Genomic DNA, 23,568 nt, shown 5'->3' with positions numbered 1-23,568 from the left:
TGGAGGCACCACATGCGCACATCCCGGCTGCGAAGGAACGCAGCCATCGTTCTCAGTCTGATCCTAGGGGTGCTGACCCCCGGGATCGTTCCAGTCTTCACGTCCTACGCCGCCGCGAATACGACAACGGTCTTCGACACCACTGCGGCGAGGGACAGTCTCCAGCGCCTGCTGCCCGGCCAGGCGGCGCAGTTCACCCTCGTCGCCGCAGCTCAGCACACGGCCGGCGTCGACTGGTACTCCTACTCCGGCACAGCCGGTGCCATCACGGTGCAAGGCACCTCCCCGGCGACCCTGCTGGCCGGCGTCGGCGCCTATCTGCGCAACGTCGCGCACGTCGACATCGAGCTGCAGGGCGACAGCGTCTCGCAGCTTTCCGGCATCCTCCCGGCGGTGGCCACGCCGTTCACCGACACCGCGGTCGTGCCCCACCGGTACGCGCTCAACGACACCGACAACGGCTACTCCGGCGCCTACCGGTCCTTCGCCGACTACCAGCACGAGGTCGACGTACTGGCGCTGCACGGCTTCAACGAGGTCTACGTCACCGTCGGGGCCGAGGAGCCGTACTACGCGGCGTTGCAGCAGTTCGGCTACTCCCAAGCCGATCTCCAGTCCTGGATCCCCGAGCCCGGCCATCAGCCGTGGTGGCTGATGCAGAACCTCTACGGCTTCGGCGGGCCGGTCTCCGCCCAGCTGATCACGGCCCGCGCCGCGGTCGGCAGACAGGTGTGCGACCAGTTGCGCGCGCTGGGCATGACCCCGGTGCTGCCCGGCTACTTCGGCACGGTCCCGGCCGACTTCGCCACCCGCAACCCCGGCACGAACGTCGTGGCCACGGGCTCCTGGGTGGGCTTCACGCGCCCGTCGTGGCTGGACCCGAGCGACCCGGTCTACGCGAAGGTCGCCGCCGCGTACTACGCGGCGCAGAGCACGGCGCTCGGCGCGACCACGATGTTCAAGATGGACCCGCTGCAGGAAGGCGGCAGCGCCGGCGGCATCGACGTCACCAAGGCGGCGACCGCGATCCAGAAGGCGATGCTCGCCGCCCACCCCGGCTCGACCTGGGTCATCCTGGGCTGGCAGAGCAATCCCACGGCGGCGGAGCTCAACGGCGTCGACAAGACCAGGATGCTCATCGTCGACGGACTGTCCGACCGGTACAGCGGCCTCGACCGCGAGTCGACGTGGTCGAACACGCCCTACGCCTTCGGCACGATCCCGGACATGGGCGGCAAGACCACGCTGGGCGCCAACGGTCCGACGTGGGTCTCGCTGTTCAACCAGTGGCTGACCAAGAGCGGCAGCGCGATGAAGGGCATCGCCTACATGCCCGAGGGCACCGGCGGGAACCCGGCCGCTCTGGCGCTGTTCGGCGACCTGGCCTGGTCCGCGACACCGTCCGCCCCGGCCGCGATCGATCAGGGCGCGTGGTTCAAGGCCTACGCCGACGCCCGCTACGGCGGAGCCGACGCCGACGCCGAGGCCGCGTGGAGCCTGTTGAGCCAGGGCCCGTACAGCATGGCGTCCGGGACGTGGGCCGAACCTCAAGACGACCTGTTCACCGCCCAGCCGTCGCTGACCACCGGCTCCGCGGCCAGCTGGTCGCCGACCTCGATGCGATACGACGCCGCGAGCGTGACGGACGCGCTGGCCGATCTGCTGAAGGCGTCCCCGGCCCTGCAAGCGAGCTCCGCCTACCGCTACGACGTGGTCGACCTGGCCCGCCAGGCGCTGGCCAACCGCGCCCGGGTCCTGCTGCCACAGATCGACACCGCCTACACCGGCAAGAACCTGTCCACGTTCCGTAGCCTGGTCGCCGAGTGGAACACCGACGAGGCCGACCTGGACAAGCTCACCGCCACCACCGGCTCCTTCCTGGTCGGCACCTGGCTGGCGAACGTCAGCTCCTGGGGCGCGACCACCGCGGAGAAGAACCAGCTCCAGTACGACGCCCGCTCCCTCATCACCGGCTGGGGCGACACCAGCAGCGAGGCCGAGGCCAACGGGCTGCACGACTACGCCGCCCGCGACTACTCCGGCCTGATCAACGACCTCTACGCCAAACGCTGGTCGGCCTACTTCGCCTCCCTGGACACCGCCCTGTCCACCAACACCACCCCCGCCCCCGTCGACTTCTTCGCCATGGACCAGAACTGGGCCCAGTCGGCCACCACCTACCCGGCCACCCCCACCGGCGACCCGGTGTCCCAGGCGACCGCCGTCCTGAACTCCCTCCCCGCGGCACCGCCGACCGGCCCGATCACCGGCATCGCCGGCAAGTGCGTCGACATCACCAACGGCAACAGCGCCGACGGGACGCCCTTGCAGCTCTACACCTGCAACGGCACCGCCGCGCAGAGCTGGACCGTGGAGCCCGACGGCACGTTGCAGGCCGACGGCAAGTGCATGGACGTCCGCAACGGCGCCACCACCGCCGGGACCGTCGTGCAGTTGTACACGTGCAACGGCACCCCGGCGCAGAGCTGGGCCGCGCAGTCGAACGGGACGTTGAAGAACACCAAGTCGAACCTGTGCCTCGACGCGAGCGGCGGCCGGAGCACCGACGGCACACCGCTGATCATCTGGACCTGCACCGCCAACGCCAACCAGCTCTGGACCCTGCCTCGCTGAGCTGACGGATGCGCCGCGCCACCGGATGGGAGACCTGCGGTGGCGCGGCGCAGCCAGTCCGGTCCAAGACTCGCTCGGCCTGGCCGACGCTACGATGACGGCACGGGAACGGGAGGTGCCGGCCGCATGGCGACCGCGGAAGATGTCCGAGAGATCGCGCTGACCCTTCCGCGCGCCTACGAGGTGTGGGTCCGCGATCGTGTGAAGTTCCGCGTCGGACGCATCGTGTTCCTGTCCCTGTCGCCGGACGAGACTCTCCTGGGGTTCGGGTTCCCGAAGGAGATGCGGGAGGCGCAGGTCGCGGCCGAGCCGCACAAGTTCCTGATGCCGATCGCCTCGGACATGCGTTACAACTGGCTGCGCCTGCGGTTGGCGGAGGTGGAGCGCGACGAGTTGTGGGAGCTGATCGTCGACGCGTGGTGGGGGACCGTGCCGAAGTTCGTGCGCGAGGAGTTCATGGCGAAGGTCGAGCGGGAGCGGTCTTCGTAACATCACCGCACATCGCCTCCGCGTTCGAGATCATCCGGGCGTCACATCCGGCCAAAGGAAGCGCGTGATCGTCCCGGCCGCGAGGTCGACGTGGAGGGCGTCCGGAAAACGGAGACCGGCCCAGAACACGCCGGGGTCCGGCAGGCCGATGCGGGCGGTCAGCCAGACGGTCATCGCCATGCCGTGCGTGGCGACGATCAGCGGTCGTTCCCGAGCGGCGGCGCGGTGGTCGTCGATCGCGTCGCCGAAGCGCTCGGCGACCTCGGAGCGTGGTTCCCACTCGGGGTGGTCGTCGCCGTCGACGTACCGTCGGCGCAGCTCTCGGTACTCGCCCTCCCAGGGCTCGATCCGCCGGATCTCGTCGAACCGCCGATCGCGCACCACCACCCGCCCCGCGGCTTCCAGCGTCTGCCAAGCCTTGGTCTCGGTGCTGGCCACCAGGTAGGCGTCCTTCGGGAAGCTGAGCGCCAGCAGACGTGCCGCCGCTCGTCCGTTCTCGCCCAGCGGCCACTCGCGCGGCTCTGTCCGCGGGCCGAAAGCCGGCATGGCGTGACGGACCAGAATGAGCATCCGGCGATGCTACTGAGGATCGGGATCCCAGTGCCCGACCAGATCCGCGTACAGCGGCGAGGCGGCGAGCATCTGCGCGTGCGTGCCGATCAGGGGACGCGATCCGTCCAGCAGCAGAATGCGGTCCGCGCGCCGGGCGGAGCTGATCCGGTGGGCGATGACGATCACGGTGCCCGGACGGTCGCGGAAGGCCTCCTCGGCGCGCGCCTCGGCAACGGCGTCCAGGTGCGACGTCGCCTCGTCCAGGATGACCAGCCCCGCGGGCGACACGTAGGCCCTGGCCAGCGCGATCTGTTGCTTCTCACCCAGGGACAGCTGCGCGGGGTGGAGCTCGGCATCGAGTCCGCCGAGGCGGGCGAGCAACTCGTCCGCCCCGAGACGCGCCAGTGCGTCCAGCAGGTCCTGGTCCTCGGTCTCCGCCGGGCGGTCGGCGAGATAGCCGAGGTTCTCGCGGAGCGTCCCGGCGAAGACATAAGCGTCCTGGGGGAGGAGAACGCGGGCACGGTACAGATCGGCCACGGATATGCGAGGCAGCGGGCTGTCGCCCAGGACGACCGTGCCTTCGTCCGGGACGGTGGTCCCGGCCAGGATGTCGGCGAGGGTGGACTTCCCGATCCCGGAGGGTCCCACGACGGCCACGTGTTCGCCCGGCGCGACGACCAGACTCAGATCACGCAGGATCGGCTCGGCTCCGGGGCCGTAGGCGAACGTCACGTGCCGGAGTTCCACCGAACTCCGAGCGGGCCGAGCGGCGGCCTCGGCAGCGGGCCGTGACTCCGGCAGACGCGAAGCCTCAGCGAGGCGTTCGGCGGCGATCTCCAGCCGGAGGAACGAGCCGCCCACTCCCTGCACCAGCAGCCGCAACGCCGGTTCCAGCACGCCCACCAGATACATGAGCACGCCGACGATGCCGCCCGGCGTCATCCCCCCTCGCACCAGGGCCGGGGCGGCCAGCAGGACCAGCACGATCGGCACATGGGCGCCCAACGCCACGATCAAGCGCCGCAGCGCGGCGACCCGGGCCAGCGCCCGTGCGGTGGCGGCCTGGGCCCGGACGGCTTCGTGGGCACCCGCCATCCCCGCCTCCAGCGCGCCGCACGCGACGAGATCGCGCATCGCCCCCAGCGTGTCGACCGACACCCGGGCGAGGCGCTCCTCGGCGAGGAACGCGGCCCGCTGACGGCGGATCATGTTCGGCACCAGCAGGACGAACAAGCACAGGGCCAGCACCAGCGGCAGGGCGACGAGCAGCGCGGCGGCCGGGGCCAGGGCGGTGGTGCCGACGATGACGGCGACGGCGGTCACCGCGAACTGCCAGACGATCAGCAGCTGACCGGAGGTCGCGTCGCGTACGGCCTCGACCTGGCGGGTGATCTGGGCGACGGCGACCGCGGAGTTGTCAGGGCCGGGCGTGGCCGGTTCGGCGGCGCGCCGCAGCGTTCCGGTGACGACGCCGCGCAGCAGCCGATCCCGCAAGGGCTCGACGATGTCGGCCAGCGGGGGATACGTCTGCCGGCCCGCCCACGCGCCCAGCAGCGTGGCCGCGGCGAACAGGGCCAGCCAGAACGCGGCCACGGCAGGCCGGTGCGCGAGGAACCCGCGGTCGACCGCACCGGCCAGCGCCTTCCCCGAGAACAGCGCCGGTGCCGCGGCCAACAGCGACCACCAGGACAGCACCAGCACGGGGCGCCGGCTGTATCGCAGGCTCTCGGCGAGCAGGCCGACGCCCGGCCGCCTGGCCGAGGGACGCGTCGGCGCGGGCTGGAGGACACGCGGTCCGGTGCGGGCCGGGACGGAGGTCTCGCGGACGGTCATCGGTGTTCGCCCCCTCATTCCGGCGACGAGCGGAAGACGGCCTGATAATCAGGGTCCCGCCAGAGCTCGGCGTGCGGCGCCAGCGCGCGGATGCGCCCGTCGTGCAGCCAGGCGACCTGGTCGGCGCGGGCCGCGACGGCCGCGCGGTGGGTGACCACGAGCCGGGTCCGGCCGCTCAGCGCCCGGTCCAGGGCCCGGTCGAGGACGGCCTCGGTGACGGTGTCCAGGCTGGAGGTCGCGTCGTCGAGCACGGTGAGCCGGCCGCCGTGGGCGACGGCGCGCGCCAGGCCGACGCGTTGGCGCTCGCCTCCGGAGAACGGCGCTCGGGACGGCGCGGTCCGGTAGCCGTCGGGCAGCCGTCTGATGAAGGCGTCGGCCTGGGCCGCGCATGCCGCTTCGCGGACCCGGTCGTCGGGGATGGGCCACGGCGCCAGGGCGATGGCGTCGCGGAGCGTGTCGCCGGGCAGGGACGGGTCGGCGAACGCGTAGGCGACGGCGGCGCGCAGCTCCTCGGGCCGGATCCGGTCGACGGGGACGCCGTCGAGCAGGACCGCGCCCGCCTGGGGCTCGGTCAGCCGGCCGGCGAGAGCGGCGAGGAGCGACTTGCCCGAGCCCGAGCGGCCGACGAGCGCGACGCAGGAGCCTGCGGGGACGGTGAGGTCGAGCCTGTCCAAGACCGCGGTGTCGCCCCGGGTCACCCGAACCGAGCGGAACTCGAGCTGTCCGCCGCCGGGTGGCAGCGGAAGGGTTCCGGGCGCCGGAACGGGTTGGTCGAGCACAGCGGCCAGCCGTGCGGCCCCGCCCCGGGCTCGGGCCAGGCCGAGCAAGCTCTGCGCCGTGCCGAAGAAGCTCAGGCCGACGGTGCTGTAACCGAGAGCGGCGAGCAGGCCGCCGGGACTCAGGGCTCCGGTGGCGACGGCGTAGCCGGCCGTCACGAGGATCGCGATCTGCGTGCCGGGAGCCAGCAGCGCGCTGTACCAGGCGATGCGCCGCTGGCTCTGCCACAGCGCGCGGCCGCGCAGGGAGAGCTCCGGCACCGGTCGCAGGACCCGTTCGATCTCGCGCTCGATCGTCCCGGAGGCGGCGATGGTGCGGATGCCGGCGAGCGCGTCCAGCAGGAGTGCGGCCACCGAGCCCTGACCCTCCTGGTACCCGACGACCAGACCGGTGGTGCGGCGCAGGTGGCGCTGGACGAGGAAGAACGACGTGGGCGCGGTCACCAGGAACGTCAACGCGAGGGGCGGGTAGAGCGCCGTGAGCGCGACGACGGCGCCCAGCGACATGGCGATCTGCGCGGCGGTGTAGATCACCGACGTCACGGCGGTGCCGGCTTCCGCGGCGCTGCCGGTCAGCCGGGCGACGAGGTCGCCGGGCGTGGCCGAGTCCGGTACGCGGCCGGCCGCGGTCGCGTGCCGGAGGAAGTCGCCGCGCAGCAGCGCCGTGGCGTCGGCCGTCGCGTACGGGTCGGCGAGCTGGGTGAGCGCCTCGGCGGAGACCAGCAGCGCGAGAGCGGCCAGACAGGGGACGTATGCTCCGCCGCCCCGACCGGCCAGGGCGCTGTTCACAGCGCCGGCGAGGGTGGCTGGGAGGAGCAGTGAGGCGACGCTGCTGGCGAGTACTGCGAACGTGAGGACCACGGGCCAGCGCGGCGCGCTTCTGACGACGTGCCGCAGAAGGCGGTCGGCGGAACGGAAGTCATGGGATGGGGCGGTGGCCCGACGGTCGGCCGCGGTTGTGCGCATCGGTGTACCTTTGTCCTATGCGGGTAGCGGGGGACGAACGTCGGTGAGAGCACCGCGGATGTCGCGACAGAGACGCCGGCCCGGGCGGGCTGACACCGCCCGGACCGGCTCTGTTCACTCAGTCACGCGCGCCGTGGTCGCGACGCGACCGTGAGCCCGGGGCTCAGACGCAGAGCAGGGTGCTGACGGTGCTGTTGGTGCAGTTGACGACGCTGAGGGAGCTCAGCACCGAGCGCATGGCGGCGTCGGTCTCGGGCGCCGACAGGGCCTGCAGGTTGAGGATCGCCATGATTCTCTCCTTCTACTGGGTGATGCCTTCCGGCGGGATTGCCGGAACTCGTGGGCGACGGGCGTGGCCGTCGCGGTGGGGGGCGGCGCCGGTGTCGGCGCCGGTGCCGGCGTCGACCTGCGGAACGTGGTCCGCGGGGGCGCTCTCCGGTGTCCAGAACGGCAGGGCCGGGATCCCGGCCAGGGCCGAGCCCACGCCGAGGAGCACGCCGGCCGAACCGGTCGCCACGTCCATCGACAGCCGCAGCAACTGGTCGCCGGGGAAGGCGACATGGCCCTGATAGGGCACCAGGTGCCATTTGAGCAGCCGGATGTGACGGCGGATGACGTCCTCGTGCCGCTTCGTCGTCCCGCGCAGGCGGGCGAGATAGGCGATGAGCCCGGCGCGGCCGTTGAACAGCCCTGACTGGACGATGAACTCGGGTTCCGCGGCGCGCCGGATCAGGTCCTGGCGCTCCTGCAGCGAGGCGTCCGGCCGGTGGGCCAGGTACTCGTGCAGGACCAGTCCGATCCCGGCGCTGCCCGACTCCAGGTACGGCAGGACGCGCGAGCCCTCGTCGACCTGGAGCGTGCCGTCCTCGCCGAGCAGGCAGCGGGCGAGGTCGCGCTCGATGGCCTCCCGTGCCAGGTCGAGCATGCCGGTGTCGGCAGTGCTCTGGTAGAGGCGGAGGAAGAGCAGTGCCGCACCGCTCGCGCCGTGCATCAGGCCGGCCTTGTCCGTGCCCCGCCGCTCGTCGGCGGTTCCCGGGACGGCGGCCGACCTCGTTGCGGAGGGCAGGCGCAACGTGTCGGCCAGCCGGTCGGCGGCGTTCACCGCCGCGTCGTGCAGCCCGCGGTCATCGAGGGCCGAGGAGAAGTGCAGCAGTGTCAGGGCGATGCCGGGCAGCCCCGCGAACAGATCGGTGCCGGGCGCGTCGGCGGGCCCGGTCAGGAGCCGGTCGAGGAGCTGCGCCGCCTCCTTCGTCCGGCCCAGCTGGTCGAGGACGTAGGCGACACCGTGCGACCCGATGTACAAGCCGGGGGTCGCGCGGTTCCGCTGGACCGCGTCCAGGAGCCACTGCACGTGGCCGGGCTCGACGTCGGCGCCTGAGACGTTCAGCGCGTGGAGGACGCCCGCCGCGCCGAAGGCCAGGCCGAGGGCGTCGTGGGTGAACTGCGCCGGATCGCCGGGGAACAGCCGGTCGGCGCGCTCGGGGGTGGCGCTGGCGTTGATGGCCGCGGCGAGCGAGTCGCGCAGAGCGGGCCAGGTCGCGTCCTCTCCGTCCAGGAGCCGGCCCGGAGAACCCTCAACCTCGAGGTACATCGCCTCCGAGGTATCTCGGGGCGAGGGTATGTCGGGCGCCGCCGCCATGCGGGCGCGCACCGTCGCCATCAGCTCCGCCGGCAGGTCGAAACGCTCCTGCGCGGCCTGGGCGAGTTCGTCGACCTTGTCCGGGTCCAGGGCCGTCAGCGGCGACAGCGGAAGGAAGCACCAGAGCGTCAGTGCGGCGAAGGCGTACTCGTCGACGTCGAAACCGGCGGCCGTGGCGGGTGCCGCGAAGCCGGCGGCGCCGAGGGCCGGTCGCACGTAGGCGTCGATGGGTGAGGAGAGTTCGAAGTCGACGAAGACGACGCCGCCGTCCGGACGGACGATGAGATTGCGAGGATGCAGGTCTCCGAACACGACACCGCGGTCGTGGATGGCGCTGAGCCCGTGCCGGATACCCGCCAGCACCTTGAGGGCCTCGGCCCGGTACCCGGCCACCGCCTGCCGGTCGGCGTCGGGGCGGATGAGCGGGAATCGCTTACCGAACCAGAGGTTGAGCGGCTCACCCCCGATGTACTCCTGGACTAGGAAGTGGTGCTCCCACGCCGTGAAGTAGCCGAGCTCGGCCGGGACGGCGTCCAGGCCGGCCAGCCGGCGCAGGATGTCCCGCTCGTGGCCCAGCCGCTGCACCGCGTCCTCGCCGCGCTGGTCGAGGCCGGCGTGCGGACGCGCCTCCTTCAGGACGACCTGGCCGCCGCCGTCCGCCGGCGTGGCGAGGTAGATGCCGCCGCCGTTGGAGAAGTGCAGCGCGCGCTCAACGGCGAACGGAAAGTCCGCGACGCTCTGCGTGCCGTGCCGGGCCAGCACCTCGCGCAGTACGTCGGGGGACGGGGCCCACTCGGGCAGGTCGAACACCGCGCCGCGCACGTCGGGCCGCAACCGTCCCGAAGGCTCCCGCAGCGCGAGCACGAGCTCGCCCGTCTCGGAGCGGCAGTACTGCTCGGCGAATGCCCCGTACCGCAGATAAAGGGGGCCCTCTCCCCACCGGAGATCGCTGAGAATATATGGTCCCTGCTGGCCTTCCAGAAGCCGCTGGAGGTCGGTGAGACATTGCTCCAGTGCGTGGTCGTCCAACGGATAGAGCGTCATGAACTTTCCGCTGGATCCGCGTGCGGCATACTTGGCGTTCTGGGTGTGCAGTATCGCGGCGCTGCGCAGGTATTTGAAAGCCAGCCCATGTTCCAGGCAGTAGGAATGCACGACGGCCAGAATCCGCTCGGCGTTGTCCAGACACGCGGAGACGTGGATCTTCCAGCCCTGTTCAGGCAGGCGCTGGTCCTGGGGCTGCACCACGATCCACACCTCGCGGACCTCGCGCACCCATTCCGCGGGTAACGGCTCGCCGGCCATGGCGAAGTCCTCGACGGATCCCCAGCGCGTCGGCGAATCATAGAACACCTTATCCGCATAGGAATAAGTCTCGTAGAGCATGTCCATTCCGGATCCCTCCCCTCGGCATTATTCCTGCGAAGCAGGTCCATCGCGGATCCCCCTTCTAAAAGGTAACGAGGGCAAGTCGCCTGTCAACAGAAGTTTCAAGATCTTCGAGGGCTGGCGATCGGGTTCCCGAGTCCGCGTGCGGCCTCGCCGGCGAAGGCTTTATCGAGTACGGTCGTGCTTTTATTCGAAGACTGCTCGGTGATGTGTGGCTCTGTCATTCGCAGGCTCATATCGAGTGCCTGTCAAGAGCATGCTGAATTCGCTTTCGGCGGCCCGATTCGCCGTGCGCACGAAGGGGCGCGCAAGGTGCACGACCGGCGCGCGCAGATGCACCGCGCGCCGGTCGTGAAATCAACTCAAGATGCCGCATCATGTGAGCGAGAAAGAATGGCATGGGCCTCTGACTGCTCATGAACCATCACAGCCCTTTGACCGGACGCGGATATCGGTCCAGCGAAGCCTCGTCTGATCCGGAAGTGTGACTAAGAATCTTGCGAAGGTGTTCGGAGCCGCCCGCGAGAGTCGCCGATCGGCCCCCGGGCCTGGTGCGGGCCTGGCGCCACCCGGCGCGCCAGAGCGAGTGGCGCAGAACCCTGAGACTCATTGCGGGGGCTGAGGCGGGTTCGCCGTCTGAAGTGTCGGGGAGGGTGACATGCGCCCTCTTCCCGTCGCAGAGTCCGGTGAAAATCGCTTACCGGCATCTCCCCGGTGCCTCTGACGAATCGCCTTTGACGTGGAGTTATGAGCGGCTGGAGCGGCGCGCGGGAAGGGTGGCCGCCGCACTTTCGGCAGCTTATTCTCCAGGCGATCGAATAGTGCTGCCGTATCCGGCGGGTCCGGATATCACGGCCGCCTTCCTCGGCTGCCTGAGCGCCGGGATGGTGGCCGTACCTGCGAGCATGCCCGACGTCGCGCGCTTCGATCCACGGTGCCCGGGCTCGCGCGGATCGCCGCGGACTGTGCGGCGTCAGCAGCGCTCACGGATGCCGCGACCCCGCGGTCCAGCCGGGACGGGGGACGGTCGGCCCGCCGACTTCCCGCCCGGCCAGGCGGGCCTGCGGTGGATCGCGTGCGACACCCTGCCCGACGGCCTCGCAGCCGACCACGACGGCGATCGACGGTCGCGGGGCCTGACGACCTCGCGGCGCACCTCCGCCGTGACCTGCCGGCCACGATGTTCTACGCCTCACCCGACCCGGCCGTATAGCGACTGGTCGCCGCGCGAGGAGTTCCTGGAGCGGCGCTCCCGCGAAGCGGACTACGCACAGCGCTATCAGGCCTCGGAGAAGCACTCCCGCGAACCTGGCCCGCGAGGCCACCGGCGGCGCGGGCGTGTCGATCTTCGTCGACTGCCTCGGCGGCCCCCTGCTGCGGGCCACGCTGCACGCCCTACCCCGCGAGGGTGGTTGTGACGCGGCGGGAAAGCGCATCGCCCCCGGTCGGCCGATCTCGGCCGCCAGGGGCGATGGTGCTTGGGGGCGCGCGCCGAGGGGCGCGGGACCGTCACTTCTTCGTGGCGGCCTTCGCCAGCTGCGCCTTGCGCTCGGCCTCGGCCTCGCGGCGGGCGGCGGCGATCTGCAGTCGAGCGGTGAGGACTTCGGTGTTCATCGTTGACTCCTAGGGCTGATCCGTCGGATCCATCTCCGTTACACCTATGATTCTAAGGCATTGAGGCGAGACGATCTAACCAATAAAAGGTGAACAGCGTCACGCGGTTCTGATTCGAAAGCTGCCGCCCCGGCTTGGACCGCCTTGGCTCGATGCTCGGTCGCGAGGTCGACCAGGCGGTGGAGCGCGCGGATCGCCTCGTCGGGGTGGGCGGGCTCGCCGGGCCGAGCGGGACGGAGCCCATGGCGATTCCCCATGTCGGGCCCGGATGCGAGGCCGAACGTGTCACAGCGGGTGCGGTCGGCGGGCATGGCAGAGCATGGATCTTCGGGAATCGGAGCGGGGTGACCGTGGACGACCCTAGACAGAGCGGGAACCCGCGGGTGACGATCTGCGGTGGCGTTCGAACATCGACAACGTCGGCACGTCTTCGCACGAAGATCGCTCAGAGGGGACCATGTCTGAAAACCCGATCGGTCGCTCGGTCGCGTGGCTGCGGAGGCGTGACCCGCAGCTGGCCGCGACCCGGCGCGCGGCCCGGACCGCGTTGGTGATGCCGTCCCTGTTCGCGTTGTGCGCTCAGGTGCTCCACGCCCCGGTGACCGGCACCTTCGCCGCGTTCGGATCCTTCGCGATGCTGCTGCTGGTCGACTTCGCCGGGCCGCGCGGGCAGCGGCTGCGGGCGCACGCCGCGCTCGGCGTGGCCTGGCTGGTGCTGGTCACGCTCGGAACGGTGGCGGCGCAGACGGTCTGGTCGGCGGCCGTGCTGACCGTGGTGATCGGGTTCGCAGTGCTCTTCTCCGGGGTGGTCAGCTCGGTGCTGGCCGGTGCGACCACGGCGCTGCTGCTGGGGTTCATCCTGCCGGTGTCGGCGGCGGCCCCGCTGTCCCAGCTCCCGGACCGGCTGACCGGGGTCCTGATGGCGACCGGGGCGTCCATGCTCGCGGTCTCGGTGCTGTGGCCGCGGACGCCGGTCCATCCGCTCACCGCGCCGGCGGCCGCGGTGTGCCGGGCCGCCGCGCGGCAGTTGCGGGCCGACGCGGACCACTACTCGGGACGGACCGCCGCGCCGACGTTTGCGCAGTGTCTGTCCTGTGCGGACGAGACCGACGCGGCCACCCGGCGGTTGCAGCAGGCGTTCACGGCCACCCCTTATCGGCCGACCGGGCTGTCGACCGGCTCCCGGGCCCTGGTCCGCATGGTGGACCAGTTGACGTGGCTCAGCGCGATCCTGGTGGAGGCCGTTCCGGCGGAGCAGGACGGCGAAGCCGGACAGCCGGAGTCGTCGGCGGTGCGCGATGCCGCCGCCAGAGTGCTGGACCTCGCGGCGGACATGCTGGAGAACCCCGGCGTCGGGCCGGAGCGGTTGCGGGCCGAGACCGCGGACCTGCGGCAGTCGCTGGCGAAACTGGAGGACGGCGCTGTCAGCTTGCTGCCGGTCGTCGGCGGAGCCGGGCTCGCCGGGCACGATCACGGGGGACGTGCCGGTCACCGCGGGCACGAGCACGACGGTACCGTCGACGCCGAGGTGGCCTGTTTCCTCGGCACCCTGGACGTGTCCTTCCGCGCCCAGGAAGTGGCGTTCGTCGTGCTGCAGCTCGCCGACGCCGTCGACCTGGCCCGCAGCGCCGACCGCCGCAGCTGGCCGGACCGGCTGCTGGGCCGCGACCCCGGCTCGTCCGCCGGCGCGTTCGCCAGCGCCCGCGAACGGGCCGCGGCCCACGTCGAACGGCACTCGGTCTGGCTGCACAACAGCATCCGCGGCGCCGTCGGCCTCGGCATCGCCGTGGTGGTGGCGAACGTGACCGGGGTCCAGCACGCGTTCTGGGTGATGCTCGGCACCCTGTCCGTGCTGCGCTCCAACGCCCTCAACACCGGACAGAACGCGTTCCGGGCGCTCGGCGGCACGATCGCGGGCTCGATCCTCGGCGCCGGCCTGCTGGAGATCACCGGTCAGGACAGGGCCCTGCTGTGGGCGCTGCTCCCGTTCGCGGTGCTGCTGGCGGGCATCATCCCGTCGGCGATCTCGTTCGCCGCCGGGCAGGCGGCCTTCACCGTGACCCTCGTGATCCTGTTCAACATCGCCCAGCCGGCCGGACTGTCGGTGATCCTGTTCCGCATCGAGGACATCGCCCTGGGCTGCGCGGTGAGCCTGGTCGTGGGCCTGTTCTTCTGGCCCCGCGGCGCGGCGGCCGCGGTGAGCAAGGCGCTGGCCGAGGCCTACACCGACAGCGCGCGCTACCTCGTCGGCGCGGTGGACTTCGCGGTCTCGTGCTGCACGTTCGGCCGTAGCGCGACCGAGGTGCCGCCGGAGAGCCGCCAGGCCGCGGCCGCCGCCCGCCGGCTCGACGACGCCTTCCGGACCTACCTGGCCGAGCGCGGCCCCAAGACCGTCCCGCTGGGTGAGCTCACGACGCTGGTCACCGGTGTCGTGGGGCTGCGTCTGGCCGCCGACGCGGTGCTGGAGCTGTGGCGGCGTTCGGTGGACGACCGGCCGTCGCAGGACCGTGCGGCGGCCCAGCGGGAGCTGCTGATCATGGCCGAGCGGGTGCAGCGGTGGTACCAGAGCCTCGCCGACGGCCTGGACGACCGTGGTCCGGTGCCCGAGCCGGCGCCGGCCGACCGGCAGAGCACCGGCCGCCTGGTCGAGGCGGTCCGGCACGACTTGCAGGACGAGGACGGCAACGCCACGGCCACCGGAGTGCGGATCATCTGGACCGGCGACCACTTGGAGGCGGTGCGCCGCCTGCAGTCGTCCCTGGCGATGGCGGCGACGGACGCCGATGGGCGGCTGCGGTTGGCCGCCGCCGGTACCGGCTGACGGCGTCCCGCCTCAGCGCGGCACGATCATGGAGGGCCGGCGGCGACGGCGGGTGCCGCCGGCGTCGGTCCTCTCACGTTGCCGGCCGAACCCGAGCGCGAGGCGAGCGTCGTCCAGGCACTGCCACCGGGGCTCGATCGGCTGGTGCTCGGCGAGCCCGACGACGCTGCCCAGCGCGACGGCGAGCTGCCACTGGCATCCGCAGCGGCACGCGACCTCGACGGCGTCGTCCGAGACGGCGTCATCCGCGACGGCGATGAGCCAGTCGGCGCTTCGACGGCAGGAGGCGCACTCGATCAGATCCTGGGCCTGCCGGCCACTGCTGAGACGGTCACTTCTGATGTACGCCTGCCCGGGCACTCGCAGCAGCATCGTGGATTCCCACTGGCTGGACACGGTCCCTCCTTCGCAAGCTTCCTTGCCTGCGTCGTCCGTGCGCGTCAGGAACGACTCGACATTCGCATACCTACGAGGGCCTGTCTACCCGCCCGTCACACCAAGTTCCTGCGGAGCCTTGCGTGGCATCAGGGTGACGACCGGGACGCAGAGTGCGGTGACGTGCGAACGGACTCGACGCGATCCGACGCGATCCGACACTGCCGCCGAGATCTTCTTCAGCGTCCTTGAGTAGCCGGTACTCAAGACTGTGCCGGACGCGGCGAGTTCGATGAGAGCATGCGAATACCGAATCCGTTCGTAGTGCTTAGTACGGCTGCTGCCTGTGTGGCGGCTCTTAGCGCGTGTGGCAGCTCGACGAGCTCTACGAGCCCAGCTGCTTCCGCTTCCCAGCAACCGACCTCGGCGTCCTCTGTGCCCGCCACTTCTTCGCCAGCCACCTCCGCAGCGGCGGCCGCCACGTCGGCGCCCGCAGCCGCGCCGGCGACCTTCCCGGCCGCCACCGGGTCCTGCAAGCTGGTCACCCCGCAGGAGATCCAGCAGACCGTGGGGGTCCAGCTGATCAGCATGGAGCACAAGACCTACGGCGACGAGGACACCTGCCTGTACGGCGTGACGAAGGCCAGCGGCCTGACCCTCGGCGTCAGCGTCATGCGGAAGTCCGGCGGCGCCGCCCTGGTGAAGGATACCTACGGAAAATTCGTCGACTTCCCCGGCCACAAGGCGGTCTGGTACGGCGCCATGCTCGACATCGCGGTCGGCGACGACGCCCTCGAAGTCGACCTCACGGGCGCCAAAGGCCACCAGAGCGAGCAGATCGCCGCCGCCGTCGCGCAGATCGCGTTGAGCCGGATGTAGACGCTGCGGTGGTTCGGCGACCTCAGGCGGGTCGCCATCGCCGCCGCGGCGACCCGCACACCGGGAGTTGAGACCGCCGGGAGTTGAGGAACGACGTCCCCTCATCTAAACTGAACGTATAGTTCACTTCAGATCGAGGAGGTCCGATGAACACCTCTCCCGCCGGAGCCGGTGGCGTCTCCGCTCTCGGCGACCGGACGATCACGCGGTCGGGTTTCGGAGCTCGCCGACGAGACGTTCGAAGCCCTGACCCGGCACGTGTGACGTGATGCGATCGACAGAGGGCCCCGACGGCCCCGGCAGCGCTGACGACACCGACACCGCCGACGGCATCGTGCCGCACCCCACCGGACCACGCAGCCAGCGCGTCCACCAAGCCGTCCTGACCGCTACGAAAGAACTGCTCACCGAGGGCGGCTATCCCGCCGCGACCGTCGACGCGATCGCCGCCCGCTCCGGCGTCAGCAAAGCCACCATCTACAAGCACTGGCCCTCGCGTGCCGCGGTGGCCGCCAAAGCCTTCGGCGAGCTGATGGCGCGGGCCCTGCCGCTGCCGGACACCGGGACGGCCGTCGGCGACCTCACCGAGCAGGTCGTCCGGGTCAGCGCGTTCTACGCCAGCCCACTCGGCGAGGTGTTCGCCCAGTTGACGGCCGCGTGCGTCGACGATCCGGCCGGTGCGGCCTACTTCCGCGAGTACTTCCTGGCCGGGCGTCGCCGGGCCGTCACCGAGCTGTGGCAGCGGGCCGTGGACCGCGGCGAGGCCGATGCCGGCATCGTGGTGGACGACGTCATCGACATCCTGTTCGGGCCGTTGATCTTCCGGCGCCTCACCGGTCATCGTGAACTCACCGACGAGCACGCCCGCACCCTGGTCGCCACCGCGTTGCGCGGCCTGCTCCCGGACGCGAGCCGACCCCAGCACTGATCTATAAGGAACTTGCCATGTCGAAAATCTTCCTCATCACCGGTGTCAGCACCGGTCTGGGCCGTGCCATAGCCACCGAAGCGCTGGCGGCCGGCCACACCGTCGTGGGCACGCTGCGCGACCCCGGCCAGATCAAGGAGTTCGAGGAGATCGCCCCGGGCCGCGCCCACGGCCGCGTCCTCGACGTGACCGACCACGACCGGGTCGACGCCGTGGTCGCAGAGGTCGCGCAGACCGTCGGGCCGATCGACGTGCTGGTGAACAACGCCGGCTACGGCGTCGAGGGCCCGCTGGAGGAGGTGTCCATGGCCGACATGCGGGCACAGTTCGAGGTCAACGTGTTCGGCGTCGTCGCCGTCACCAAGGCCGTGCTGCCCTCGATGCGCGCCCGCCGCAGCGGGCACATCTTCTTCATCACCTCGATGGGCGGCCTGCGTGCCTTCAGCGGCCTGTCTCTCTACCACGGCAGCAAGTACGCGGTCGAAGGCATCGCCGACAGCCTGCGCCAGGAGGTGGAGTCCTTCGGGATCCGCGTGACGAGCATCGAGCCCGGAGGCTTCCGGACCGACTGGGCCGGCCGCTCGATGGCCCGCGTGCAGCGCAGCATCCCCGACTACGACGAGGTCTTCGGCCCCATGCGCGAGCGTCGGCAGGCCGGCAGCGGCCGGCAGCCCGGCGACCCCGCCCAGGCCGGCAGGGCCCTGCTGGCCGTCCTCGACGCCCCGAACCCGCCCGGCCACCTGCTGCTCGGCAGCGACGCCGTCCGGTTGGTCGGCGAAGCGCGCACGCAGGTGGACCAGGAGTTCGCCGCGTGGCGGGAGCTGTCCCTGTCCACCGACTTCGACGAAGGCGCGACCGGCGCCTGACGCCTCGTGTCCGGCGGCGGGACCTCCGCGATGTCATGGCCATGAGGCGCGGAGGTGCCGCCGCCGGCGTCCCCACACGGGTCGCCGACTACGGGTGATCGGCGATGTCGTTCGCCGCCACGTACCCGAACGTCATCGCCGGTCCGATCGTCGATCCGGCACCGGCGTAGCTGTGCCCCATCACCGCCACCGAAGCGTTGCCCGCCGCGTACAGGCCCGGGATCACACTGCCGTCCGGCCGCAGGGCCCGGGCCCGCTCGTCCGTCTGGATGCCGCCCTTCGTCCCCAGATCTCCCGGCACGATCCGCAGCGCGTAGAACGGCGCCTCCCACAACACCCCCAGGCACGAGTTCGGGAGCACCGCCGGGTCGGTGTAGTAGTGGTCGTACACGCTGTCGCCGCGCTGGAAGTCGCTGTCCTTGCCGGCCCACGCCTCCTCGTTGAACCGCGTCACCGAGTTGACCAGCGCCTGGGACGGCACGCCGATCTGACCGGCCAGATCGGCCAGCGTCCACGCCTTGTAGACCGAACCGTTCTGGTACCACGAGTCCGGGAACGGCAGGGTCGGCGCGATGTCGCGGAACAGATACCGGTTCCGGTAGTTCTGGTCGACGATCAGCCACGCCGGGATGTCGGGGGCCGACGCGTTCTTCGCGTACATCACGTGCACCACGTCGCTGTACGGCGCGGCCTCGTCCACGAACCGCTTGCCCGCCTGGTTCACCATCAGGCCGCCGGGGAGCGTGCGCTCGGCCAGGCAGAAGTACGGCGTGCCCGGGATCGGGATCGCCGGGCCCCACCACGCGTCGTCGAGCAGCCCGAGGGCCGCCCCGGCCCGCTGCCCGGCCAGGATCCCGTCGCCGGTGTTCTCCTTCGCGCCGACGCTCCACTGGCCGATCGGCGCCTGCTGGTACTGCGCGCGCATCGCCAGATTGTGCTCGAAGCCGCCGGAGCCGACGATCACGCCGCGGGAGGCCGTGATCAAGCCCGGGCTCCCGTTGGACGTCACGTAGACCCCGGCCGCGCGACCGTTCGCCATGTAGATGTCGGTCAGAGGAGTGTTCAGCAACACCGGCACATTCGCCTGCTGCAACCCCGCCCGCAGCCCCGCCGCCAGCGACTGCCCCATCGTCAGCGGCTTCTGCCCAGCCAGCGTCGCCGCCGTTCCGCGCGCCAGGCACGTCGCGGCCACATCGGCGCCCTTCGCGTTCACCGCGGCGAGGTTCAGCCACTTGTAGTCCGCGCTGAACACCACCATGCCCGCCGGGACCGCCAGGTACGACGGGTTCAGGTTCGCCAGCTCGGCGCCGAGGATGGTGCCGTCCAGCTGGTCCGGTTCGATGGACCGTCCGTTCGGCATGCCGCCGGGCAGCTCCGGATAGTAGTCCGAGTAGCCGGACATGAACCGGAACCGCAGAGGGCTGTTGGCCATCACGAACGCGATCATCTGCGGGCCGTTGGCCAGGAACGCGTTCTGCCGCGCGGCCGGCACCTCCGGCCCCACCACCGCGGCCAGGTACTGCGCCGCCAGCGCCGGCGTGTCCGGCACCCCGGCGGCCAGGATCACCGGGTTGTTCGGGATCCACACCCCGGCCCCGCTGCGCGCCGCCGACCCGCCGAACGTCGGCGCCTTCTCCACCACCACCGTGCGCAGCCCGCGCTTCGCGGCGGTCAGCGCCGCCGTCATCCCGGAGGCGCCGGACCCGACCACGACCACGTCGTAGTCGCCCAGCACGGGGACCGGGGAAGCGGCGGCCGAAGCGGCCTCGGCGCGCGCGGCGCCCACCGCGAGGGCGGCGGCGCCGGCGCCGGCCAGGACGGCGCGGCGGGAAGGGGTGCTCGGCGCGTACTCGGGCATGACGGCTCCTTCGGCACGGTGCACGGAAGACGGGTGATCGCGGGGGAGCCGGGCCCGGAAACCAGATATCTGACGCTGCGTCAGGGAATGTGACGTGCGGATCTTGAGATGTCAAGGACCGTCGTCCGCCCGGGTCCCGATGTCGCGATCGCCGGGTGCCGGGTAGCGTCATGAGGGATTGCCGCCAAGCGAGGAGCGACGATGGAAATCGGCCTGCACATCCCGGACTTCACCTACCCCTCCGGCCCCGCCGGCCTGGCCGACGACCTGACGCGGATCGCGACCGCCGCCGAGGAGGCCGGCCTCGCCCGCCTCAGCGTGATGGACCACGTCTGGCAGATCGGCGTGGTCGGCCCGCCGGAGTACGCCATGCTCGAGGCCTACACCACCCTGGGCTACCTGGCGGCGCGCACGTCCAAGGTCCAGCTGCTGGCCTGGGTCACCGCGGCCACCTACCGCGAGCCCGGCATGCTGGCCAAACTCGTCTCCACGCTCGACGTCCTGTCCCAGGGCCGGGCATGGCTCGGCATCGGGGCCGGCTGGAACTTCGAGGAGGCCGCCGGTCTCGGACTGCCGTTCCCCGGCACCGCCGAACGCTTCGAACGCCTGGAGGAGACGCTGCAGATCTGCCGCCAGATGTGGAGCGCCGACGAAGGCCCCTACGAGGGGCGGCACTACCACCTGACCCGCACCCTGAACTCCCCGCAGCCGCTGCGGACGCCGCCGATCCTGATCGGCGGCGGCGGGGAACGCAAGACCCTGCGGCTGGTCGCGCGCTACGCCCGCGCCTGCAACCTGTTCGCCACGCCCGAGCTCGGACGCAAGCTCGCCGTGCTGCGCGGCCACTGCGAGGCCGAGGGGCGCGACTACGACGACGTCGAGAAGACCGTGATGACGCGGCTCGACCCCGGCGACAAGGGGGAGAACATTCCGGCGTTCCTGGAACAGCTGCGCGGGCTGGCCGCACTGGGCGTCGCCGAGGTGCACGTCTCGATCCCGCGGGTGTGGGAGACCGAGCGGCTGGAGCTGATCGGACGCGAGGTCGTTCCGGCGGCCGCGGAGATGTGAGCCGTCGTCCCCGGGTGACGGCCGGCCCGCACCCGGGACCGGCAGCCGGCGCTACGTTCCCGCGTTCAGCGCGTCCTGAGCCGACGCCGTGCACGCGAAGCTCGTCGCCTGCGTCTGGCCCGTCCCCTGCCACGCCATCCCGTTCTGGTCGAACCCGAACGTGTCGTGCGCCAGCAGCGACGCGGCCTGCGTCGCCATGAACCCGTTGAAGCCCGCGTCGTTCGCGTCGCGCGCGTACTCGAACAGGTTCCGTACGAAGATGCCCTTGAACCCCGAGTCGTCCGCGGTGCAGTTCGTGTCGCCGACCGGTTCGCTCAGCACGCCGCCGCTGGTCACCAGGCGCATGGTGGCAGCCTGCGCGATCGACTTCGCGGTCCCGAGCAGACCACTGTCACCGCCGCGCGCGATCGAGAGCTGCGCCAGCCCGTCGAGGATGACACCCTGGTTGTAGGTGAAGGTGCCGCCGTCGTTGTTCCGGCAGCTGCCGTCCTGGGTGAGGCCGTCGTCGACCAGGTGCGAACTGTTGATCATGCCGCTGGCGGCGAACCAGTTCCACTCCGCGTTCGCCCAGTTCAGGTTCGCGGCGTCCCTCGTGTGGTTGTAGAGCGCCGCCTCCAGCTTCAGGAACAGCTCGTTGGTGATGGCGTTCTTGTAGCCGGCCGAACCGGTGTTGGTGTTCCACCACACCCCACCGCCGCAGGTCGCGTCCCAGTGGCTCGCCATGATGTCCGCGTCGGTCTGTGCCATCCGCAGGTAGGACTGCTCGCCGGTGTAGTCGTACGCCCGCAGCCACGCCAGACCCCACCAGCCGACGTCGTCGTTGAAGCCGTACGTGTCGAAGTCCGTGCTGACCTGGCTGCCGTCGTTGCGCAGGTTGTGGCGCCAGACCTGGCCGATGACGTAATCGTAGCCGTGGTCCCCGCTCCTCTGCGCATAGTCGATCATCGTGGTCAGCGCGTTGGCGTCGGTCCAGCCGAAGCTACCCGACCACAGACCCGAGCGCGGGCTCCAGTACTGCATCAGCGCCGCCGCGCCGTTCGCCCTGCCGCCCAGCGCCGGACTCACCCACCCCGTGCAGGCGATCTCCGGCCGGTCGCCGGCCTTGCCGCACGCGCGGAGCACACCGACTTGTTCGGTCAGGCGGTCGTGGAAGTCGTCCATCATCGTGCGCCACCCGGTCTGCCCGGCCGGGACCGTGGTGTCGCCGAGCTTCGAACCCGAACCCCAGGTCGCGCCGTCGTCGAACGAACGATCCAGCCACACCTCGTCGCCGGGCTGACCGTTGCCGATCGACGCCCACGCCATGTCGTCGGGATCGGAGACGTGCAGCAGAATGCTGCGGGACCACTGCGAGGCGCTCGCCGCGCTCCGGTCGGCGCTCGCCAGGGCCGGGTCGCGGCCGTCCGGGTAGCGGTCCAGCGCGGGGGAGGAGGCCGTCAGCCAGGGGGTGCAGGCGATCTCGGGGCGGTCCCCGGCCTTGCCGCAGGCGCGGAGCACGCCGTGGCGCCCGGTGGCCGCGTCGTCGAAGTTGTCCATCATGGTGCGCCACCCGGTCCGGCCCGCCGGGATGCTCGTGTCCCCGATCTTGGCGTCGGAGCCCCAGGTCGCGCCGCCGTCGTAGGAGCGGTCCATCCAGACCTCGTCGCCGGCCTGGCCGTCGTCGATCGAGCCCCACGCCATGTCGTCGGCGCCGGAGACGTGCAGGACGATGGACCGGCCCCACTGCGAGGTGCTCGCCGCGCTCCGGTCGCCGGCGGCCCAGCCGGGGTCGCGGACGTCGGGGTAGATGTTGCTGACGGGGACGAACGCATGCGCCTGGGCCGCGGTCAGGACGGTGGCCGCCAGAGCGAAGGCCGCGGAGGTCACGACGGCGAGCGGACGCCGGAAGCACACCGCTGATGGCTCGCGAATCAAGGTGTTCCCTCACCTTCCCGAGGAAGCCGATTCGGGGGAAGAGTAGCGAGGCCGGACTATGCCGTAAATGTCACGCCGTCACCGGTTCGGTCCGCCCCACCCGGCGCGCCGGCCCTGGCTGGCGTTGCATGGAACACGTGCAACGAGTCGTCATCGTCGGCGCAGGGCGCCTGGGCATGGTCATCGGATCCGGCATCAAGCGCGGTGTGCCGGACGTGGAACTCCACTTCGTGGACGCCACGCCCGAGGGCCGCGAGCGCGCCCGGGAGCGGCTGCGCGCGGAGGCCGCCGCCGCGTACGAGCCGGCACCGGGGGACCTGACACTGCTCACGCTGCCGCCGCAGGCGTTCCCCGGCTTCGCCGCCGGCCAGGACCCGCACGCCGTCGCCGGCGTGACGGTGGTGTCGCTGATGGCCGGCGTACGGCTCGGCGCGCTCACCGGCGGGCTGCGCAGCCGCCAGGTGATCAGAGGCATGACGAACATCGCGGCGCAGGTGGGCAAGGCCGTCACGGTCCTGGCACCGGACCCCGCGGTCACCACGCAGGGCGTGGCGCTCGCCGACAAGATCCTGGCGGGCGTCGGCAGCGTGGTGAAGGTGGCCGACGAGGACGCCCTGGACGCGGCGAGCGCGGTGGTCGGGGGAGGGACGGCGCTCGTCGCCTACTTCGCCGACGCGCTGGCGGAGTTCGCGATGGCCGCGGGGTTCAGCTCCGCGCAGGCATGCACCATCGCGCTGGGGCTGCTGACGGGGACGGCCGAGCTCGTCGAGCGGCTCAACGCGACGCCGGCGGACGTGTACAAGCCGGTGCTGACGCCTGGGGGGACGACGGCGGAAGGGTTTGCATTGTTGCAGGAGACGCGGTGGCAGGACATGTTGCGGGCCGCGTTGGAGAAGTCGGCGGAGCGATCGCGGGAGATCGGTGGGGAAGTGGACGGGCTGCTGAAGAATTAATAACAGGCCCTTTG

At 71.2% G+C, this 23,568-nt stretch carries 17 protein-coding genes; 9 read left to right on the top strand and 8 right to left on the bottom strand.

The genetic code is table 11. The features are described 5' to 3' along the window. Positions 1-69: 69 nt before the first annotated feature. On the top strand, positions 70-2,634 hold the full coding sequence (locus ABD466_RS20010) for an alpha-N-acetylglucosaminidase (RefSeq protein WP_344658624.1): 2,565 nt from the start codon (positions 70-72) through the stop codon (positions 2,632-2,634). 126 nt (positions 2,635-2,760) lie between these two features. Next, entirely contained in the window at positions 2,761-3,123 is a 363-nt protein-coding gene (locus tag ABD466_RS20005) for an MmcQ/YjbR family DNA-binding protein (RefSeq protein WP_344658623.1), read from the top strand. Between the two features lie 30 nt (positions 3,124-3,153). Here the strand turns inward: ABD466_RS20005 and ABD466_RS20000 are convergent, their stop codons facing one another. From ABD466_RS20000 to lanKC, 5 genes are all read right to left on the bottom strand, one after another. After that, positions 3,154-3,693: a histidine phosphatase family protein gene (locus ABD466_RS20000; protein WP_344658622.1), complete on the bottom strand. Its 540-nt coding sequence runs from the start codon at positions 3,691-3,693 to the stop codon at positions 3,154-3,156. A 9-nt stretch (positions 3,694-3,702) separates the two neighbouring features. Then, positions 3,703-5,508 carry an ATP-binding cassette domain-containing protein gene (locus ABD466_RS19995; protein ID WP_344658621.1) on the bottom strand — a complete coding sequence of 602 codons (1,806 nt, stop codon included), beginning with the start codon at positions 5,506-5,508 and terminating at the stop codon, positions 3,703-3,705. 14 nt (positions 5,509-5,522) lie between these two features. Next, positions 5,523-7,250, bottom strand: coding sequence for an ABC transporter ATP-binding protein (locus tag ABD466_RS19990; protein WP_344658620.1), 1,728 nt, complete (start codon positions 7,248-7,250; stop codon positions 5,523-5,525). Between the two features lie 163 nt (positions 7,251-7,413). Then, the gene (locus ABD466_RS19985) at positions 7,414-7,539 is read right to left on the bottom strand and encodes a SapB/AmfS family lanthipeptide (protein WP_344658619.1); all 126 of its coding nucleotides are present in this window, start codon (positions 7,537-7,539) and stop codon (positions 7,414-7,416) included. A 12-nt stretch (positions 7,540-7,551) separates the two neighbouring features. Next, positions 7,552-10,275, bottom strand: coding sequence for a class III lanthionine synthetase LanKC (gene lanKC / locus ABD466_RS19980; RefSeq protein WP_344658618.1), 2,724 nt, complete (start codon positions 10,273-10,275; stop codon positions 7,552-7,554). A gap of 554 nt (positions 10,276-10,829) precedes the next feature. Here lanKC and ABD466_RS44440 point away from each other — a divergent pair. Both ABD466_RS44440 and ABD466_RS19975 read left to right on the top strand, forming a co-directional pair. After that, positions 10,830-11,696: an AMP-binding protein gene (locus tag ABD466_RS44440; RefSeq protein ID WP_425558686.1), complete on the top strand. Its 867-nt coding sequence runs from the start codon at positions 10,830-10,832 to the stop codon at positions 11,694-11,696. A 653-nt stretch (positions 11,697-12,349) separates the two neighbouring features. Then, positions 12,350-14,713, top strand: coding sequence for an FUSC family protein (locus ABD466_RS19975; protein ID WP_344658617.1), 2,364 nt, complete (start codon positions 12,350-12,352; stop codon positions 14,711-14,713). Between the two features lie 12 nt (positions 14,714-14,725). Here ABD466_RS19975 and ABD466_RS19970 read toward each other — a convergent pair whose 3' ends face one another. After that, entirely contained in the window at positions 14,726-15,109 is a 384-nt protein-coding gene (locus ABD466_RS19970) for a hypothetical protein (protein WP_344658616.1), read from the bottom strand. Between the two features lie 414 nt (positions 15,110-15,523). Here ABD466_RS19970 and ABD466_RS19965 point away from each other — a divergent pair, with 414 nt between their 5' ends. From ABD466_RS19965 to ABD466_RS19955, 3 genes are all read left to right on the top strand, one after another. After that, positions 15,524-15,967, top strand: coding sequence for a hypothetical protein (locus ABD466_RS19965; RefSeq protein WP_344658615.1), 444 nt, complete (start codon positions 15,524-15,526; stop codon positions 15,965-15,967). A gap of 268 nt (positions 15,968-16,235) precedes the next feature. Then, complete coding sequence (locus ABD466_RS19960; protein WP_344658614.1) at positions 16,236-16,895, top strand: TetR/AcrR family transcriptional regulator; 660 nt, start codon at positions 16,236-16,238, stop codon at positions 16,893-16,895. A gap of 17 nt (positions 16,896-16,912) precedes the next feature. Beyond that, a complete protein-coding gene (locus ABD466_RS19955; RefSeq protein WP_344658613.1) occupies positions 16,913-17,761 on the top strand; it encodes an oxidoreductase in 849 nt (282 codons plus the stop codon). An 88-nt stretch (positions 17,762-17,849) separates the two neighbouring features. Here the strand turns inward: ABD466_RS19955 and kstD are convergent, their stop codons facing one another. Then, a complete protein-coding gene (kstD, locus tag ABD466_RS19950) occupies positions 17,850-19,619 on the bottom strand; it encodes a 3-oxosteroid 1-dehydrogenase (protein WP_344658612.1) in 1,770 nt (589 codons plus the stop codon). A 201-nt stretch (positions 19,620-19,820) separates the two neighbouring features. Between kstD and ABD466_RS19945 the strand changes: the two genes are divergently transcribed. Further along, entirely contained in the window at positions 19,821-20,687 is an 867-nt protein-coding gene (locus ABD466_RS19945) for an LLM class F420-dependent oxidoreductase (RefSeq protein WP_344658611.1), read from the top strand. Between the two features lie 51 nt (positions 20,688-20,738). On the opposite strand, the gene ABD466_RS19940 is transcribed toward ABD466_RS19945, so the two are convergent. Continuing rightward, positions 20,739-22,553, bottom strand: coding sequence for a glycoside hydrolase family 76 protein (locus ABD466_RS19940; protein ID WP_344658610.1), 1,815 nt, complete (start codon positions 22,551-22,553; stop codon positions 20,739-20,741). A 185-nt stretch (positions 22,554-22,738) separates the two neighbouring features. Between ABD466_RS19940 and ABD466_RS19935 the strand changes: the two genes are divergently transcribed. Further along, complete coding sequence (locus ABD466_RS19935) at positions 22,739-23,554, top strand: pyrroline-5-carboxylate reductase family protein (protein ID WP_344658609.1); 816 nt, start codon at positions 22,739-22,741, stop codon at positions 23,552-23,554. The last annotated feature ends 14 nt before the right edge of the window (positions 23,555-23,568 follow it).

The sequence above is a fragment of the Catenulispora subtropica genome (assembly GCF_039531675.1).
Taxonomy (GTDB): Bacteria; Actinomycetota; Actinomycetes; order Streptomycetales; family Catenulisporaceae; genus Catenulispora; species Catenulispora subtropica.
This window is presented reverse-complemented; position numbering and strand designations above follow the sequence as displayed.

Excerpts from the sequence above, each read along its gene's own strand:
- ABD466_RS20005 (WP_344658623.1), top strand. The coding sequence starts at position 2,761 with ATGGCGACCGCGGAAGATGTCCGAGAGATCGCGCTGACCCTTCCGCGC.
- ABD466_RS19960 (WP_344658614.1), top strand. The coding sequence starts at position 16,236 with ATGCGATCGACAGAGGGCCCCGACGGCCCCGGCAGCGCTGACGACACC.
- ABD466_RS20000 (WP_344658622.1), bottom strand. The coding sequence starts at position 3,693 with ATGCTCATTCTGGTCCGTCACGCCATGCCGGCTTTCGGCCCGCGGACA.
- ABD466_RS19945 (WP_344658611.1), top strand. The coding sequence starts at position 19,821 with ATGGAAATCGGCCTGCACATCCCGGACTTCACCTACCCCTCCGGCCCC.
- ABD466_RS19955 (WP_344658613.1), top strand. The coding sequence starts at position 16,913 with ATGTCGAAAATCTTCCTCATCACCGGTGTCAGCACCGGTCTGGGCCGT.
- ABD466_RS19975 (WP_344658617.1), top strand. The coding sequence starts at position 12,350 with ATGTCTGAAAACCCGATCGGTCGCTCGGTCGCGTGGCTGCGGAGGCGT.
- ABD466_RS19995 (WP_344658621.1), bottom strand. The coding sequence starts at position 5,508 with ATGACCGTCCGCGAGACCTCCGTCCCGGCCCGCACCGGACCGCGTGTC.
- kstD (WP_344658612.1), bottom strand. The coding sequence starts at position 19,619 with ATGCCCGAGTACGCGCCGAGCACCCCTTCCCGCCGCGCCGTCCTGGCC.
- ABD466_RS19990 (WP_344658620.1), bottom strand. The coding sequence starts at position 7,250 with ATGCGCACAACCGCGGCCGACCGTCGGGCCACCGCCCCATCCCATGAC.
- ABD466_RS19985 (WP_344658619.1), bottom strand. The coding sequence starts at position 7,539 with ATGGCGATCCTCAACCTGCAGGCCCTGTCGGCGCCCGAGACCGACGCC.
- lanKC (WP_344658618.1), bottom strand. The coding sequence starts at position 10,275 with ATGCTCTACGAGACTTATTCCTATGCGGATAAGGTGTTCTATGATTCG.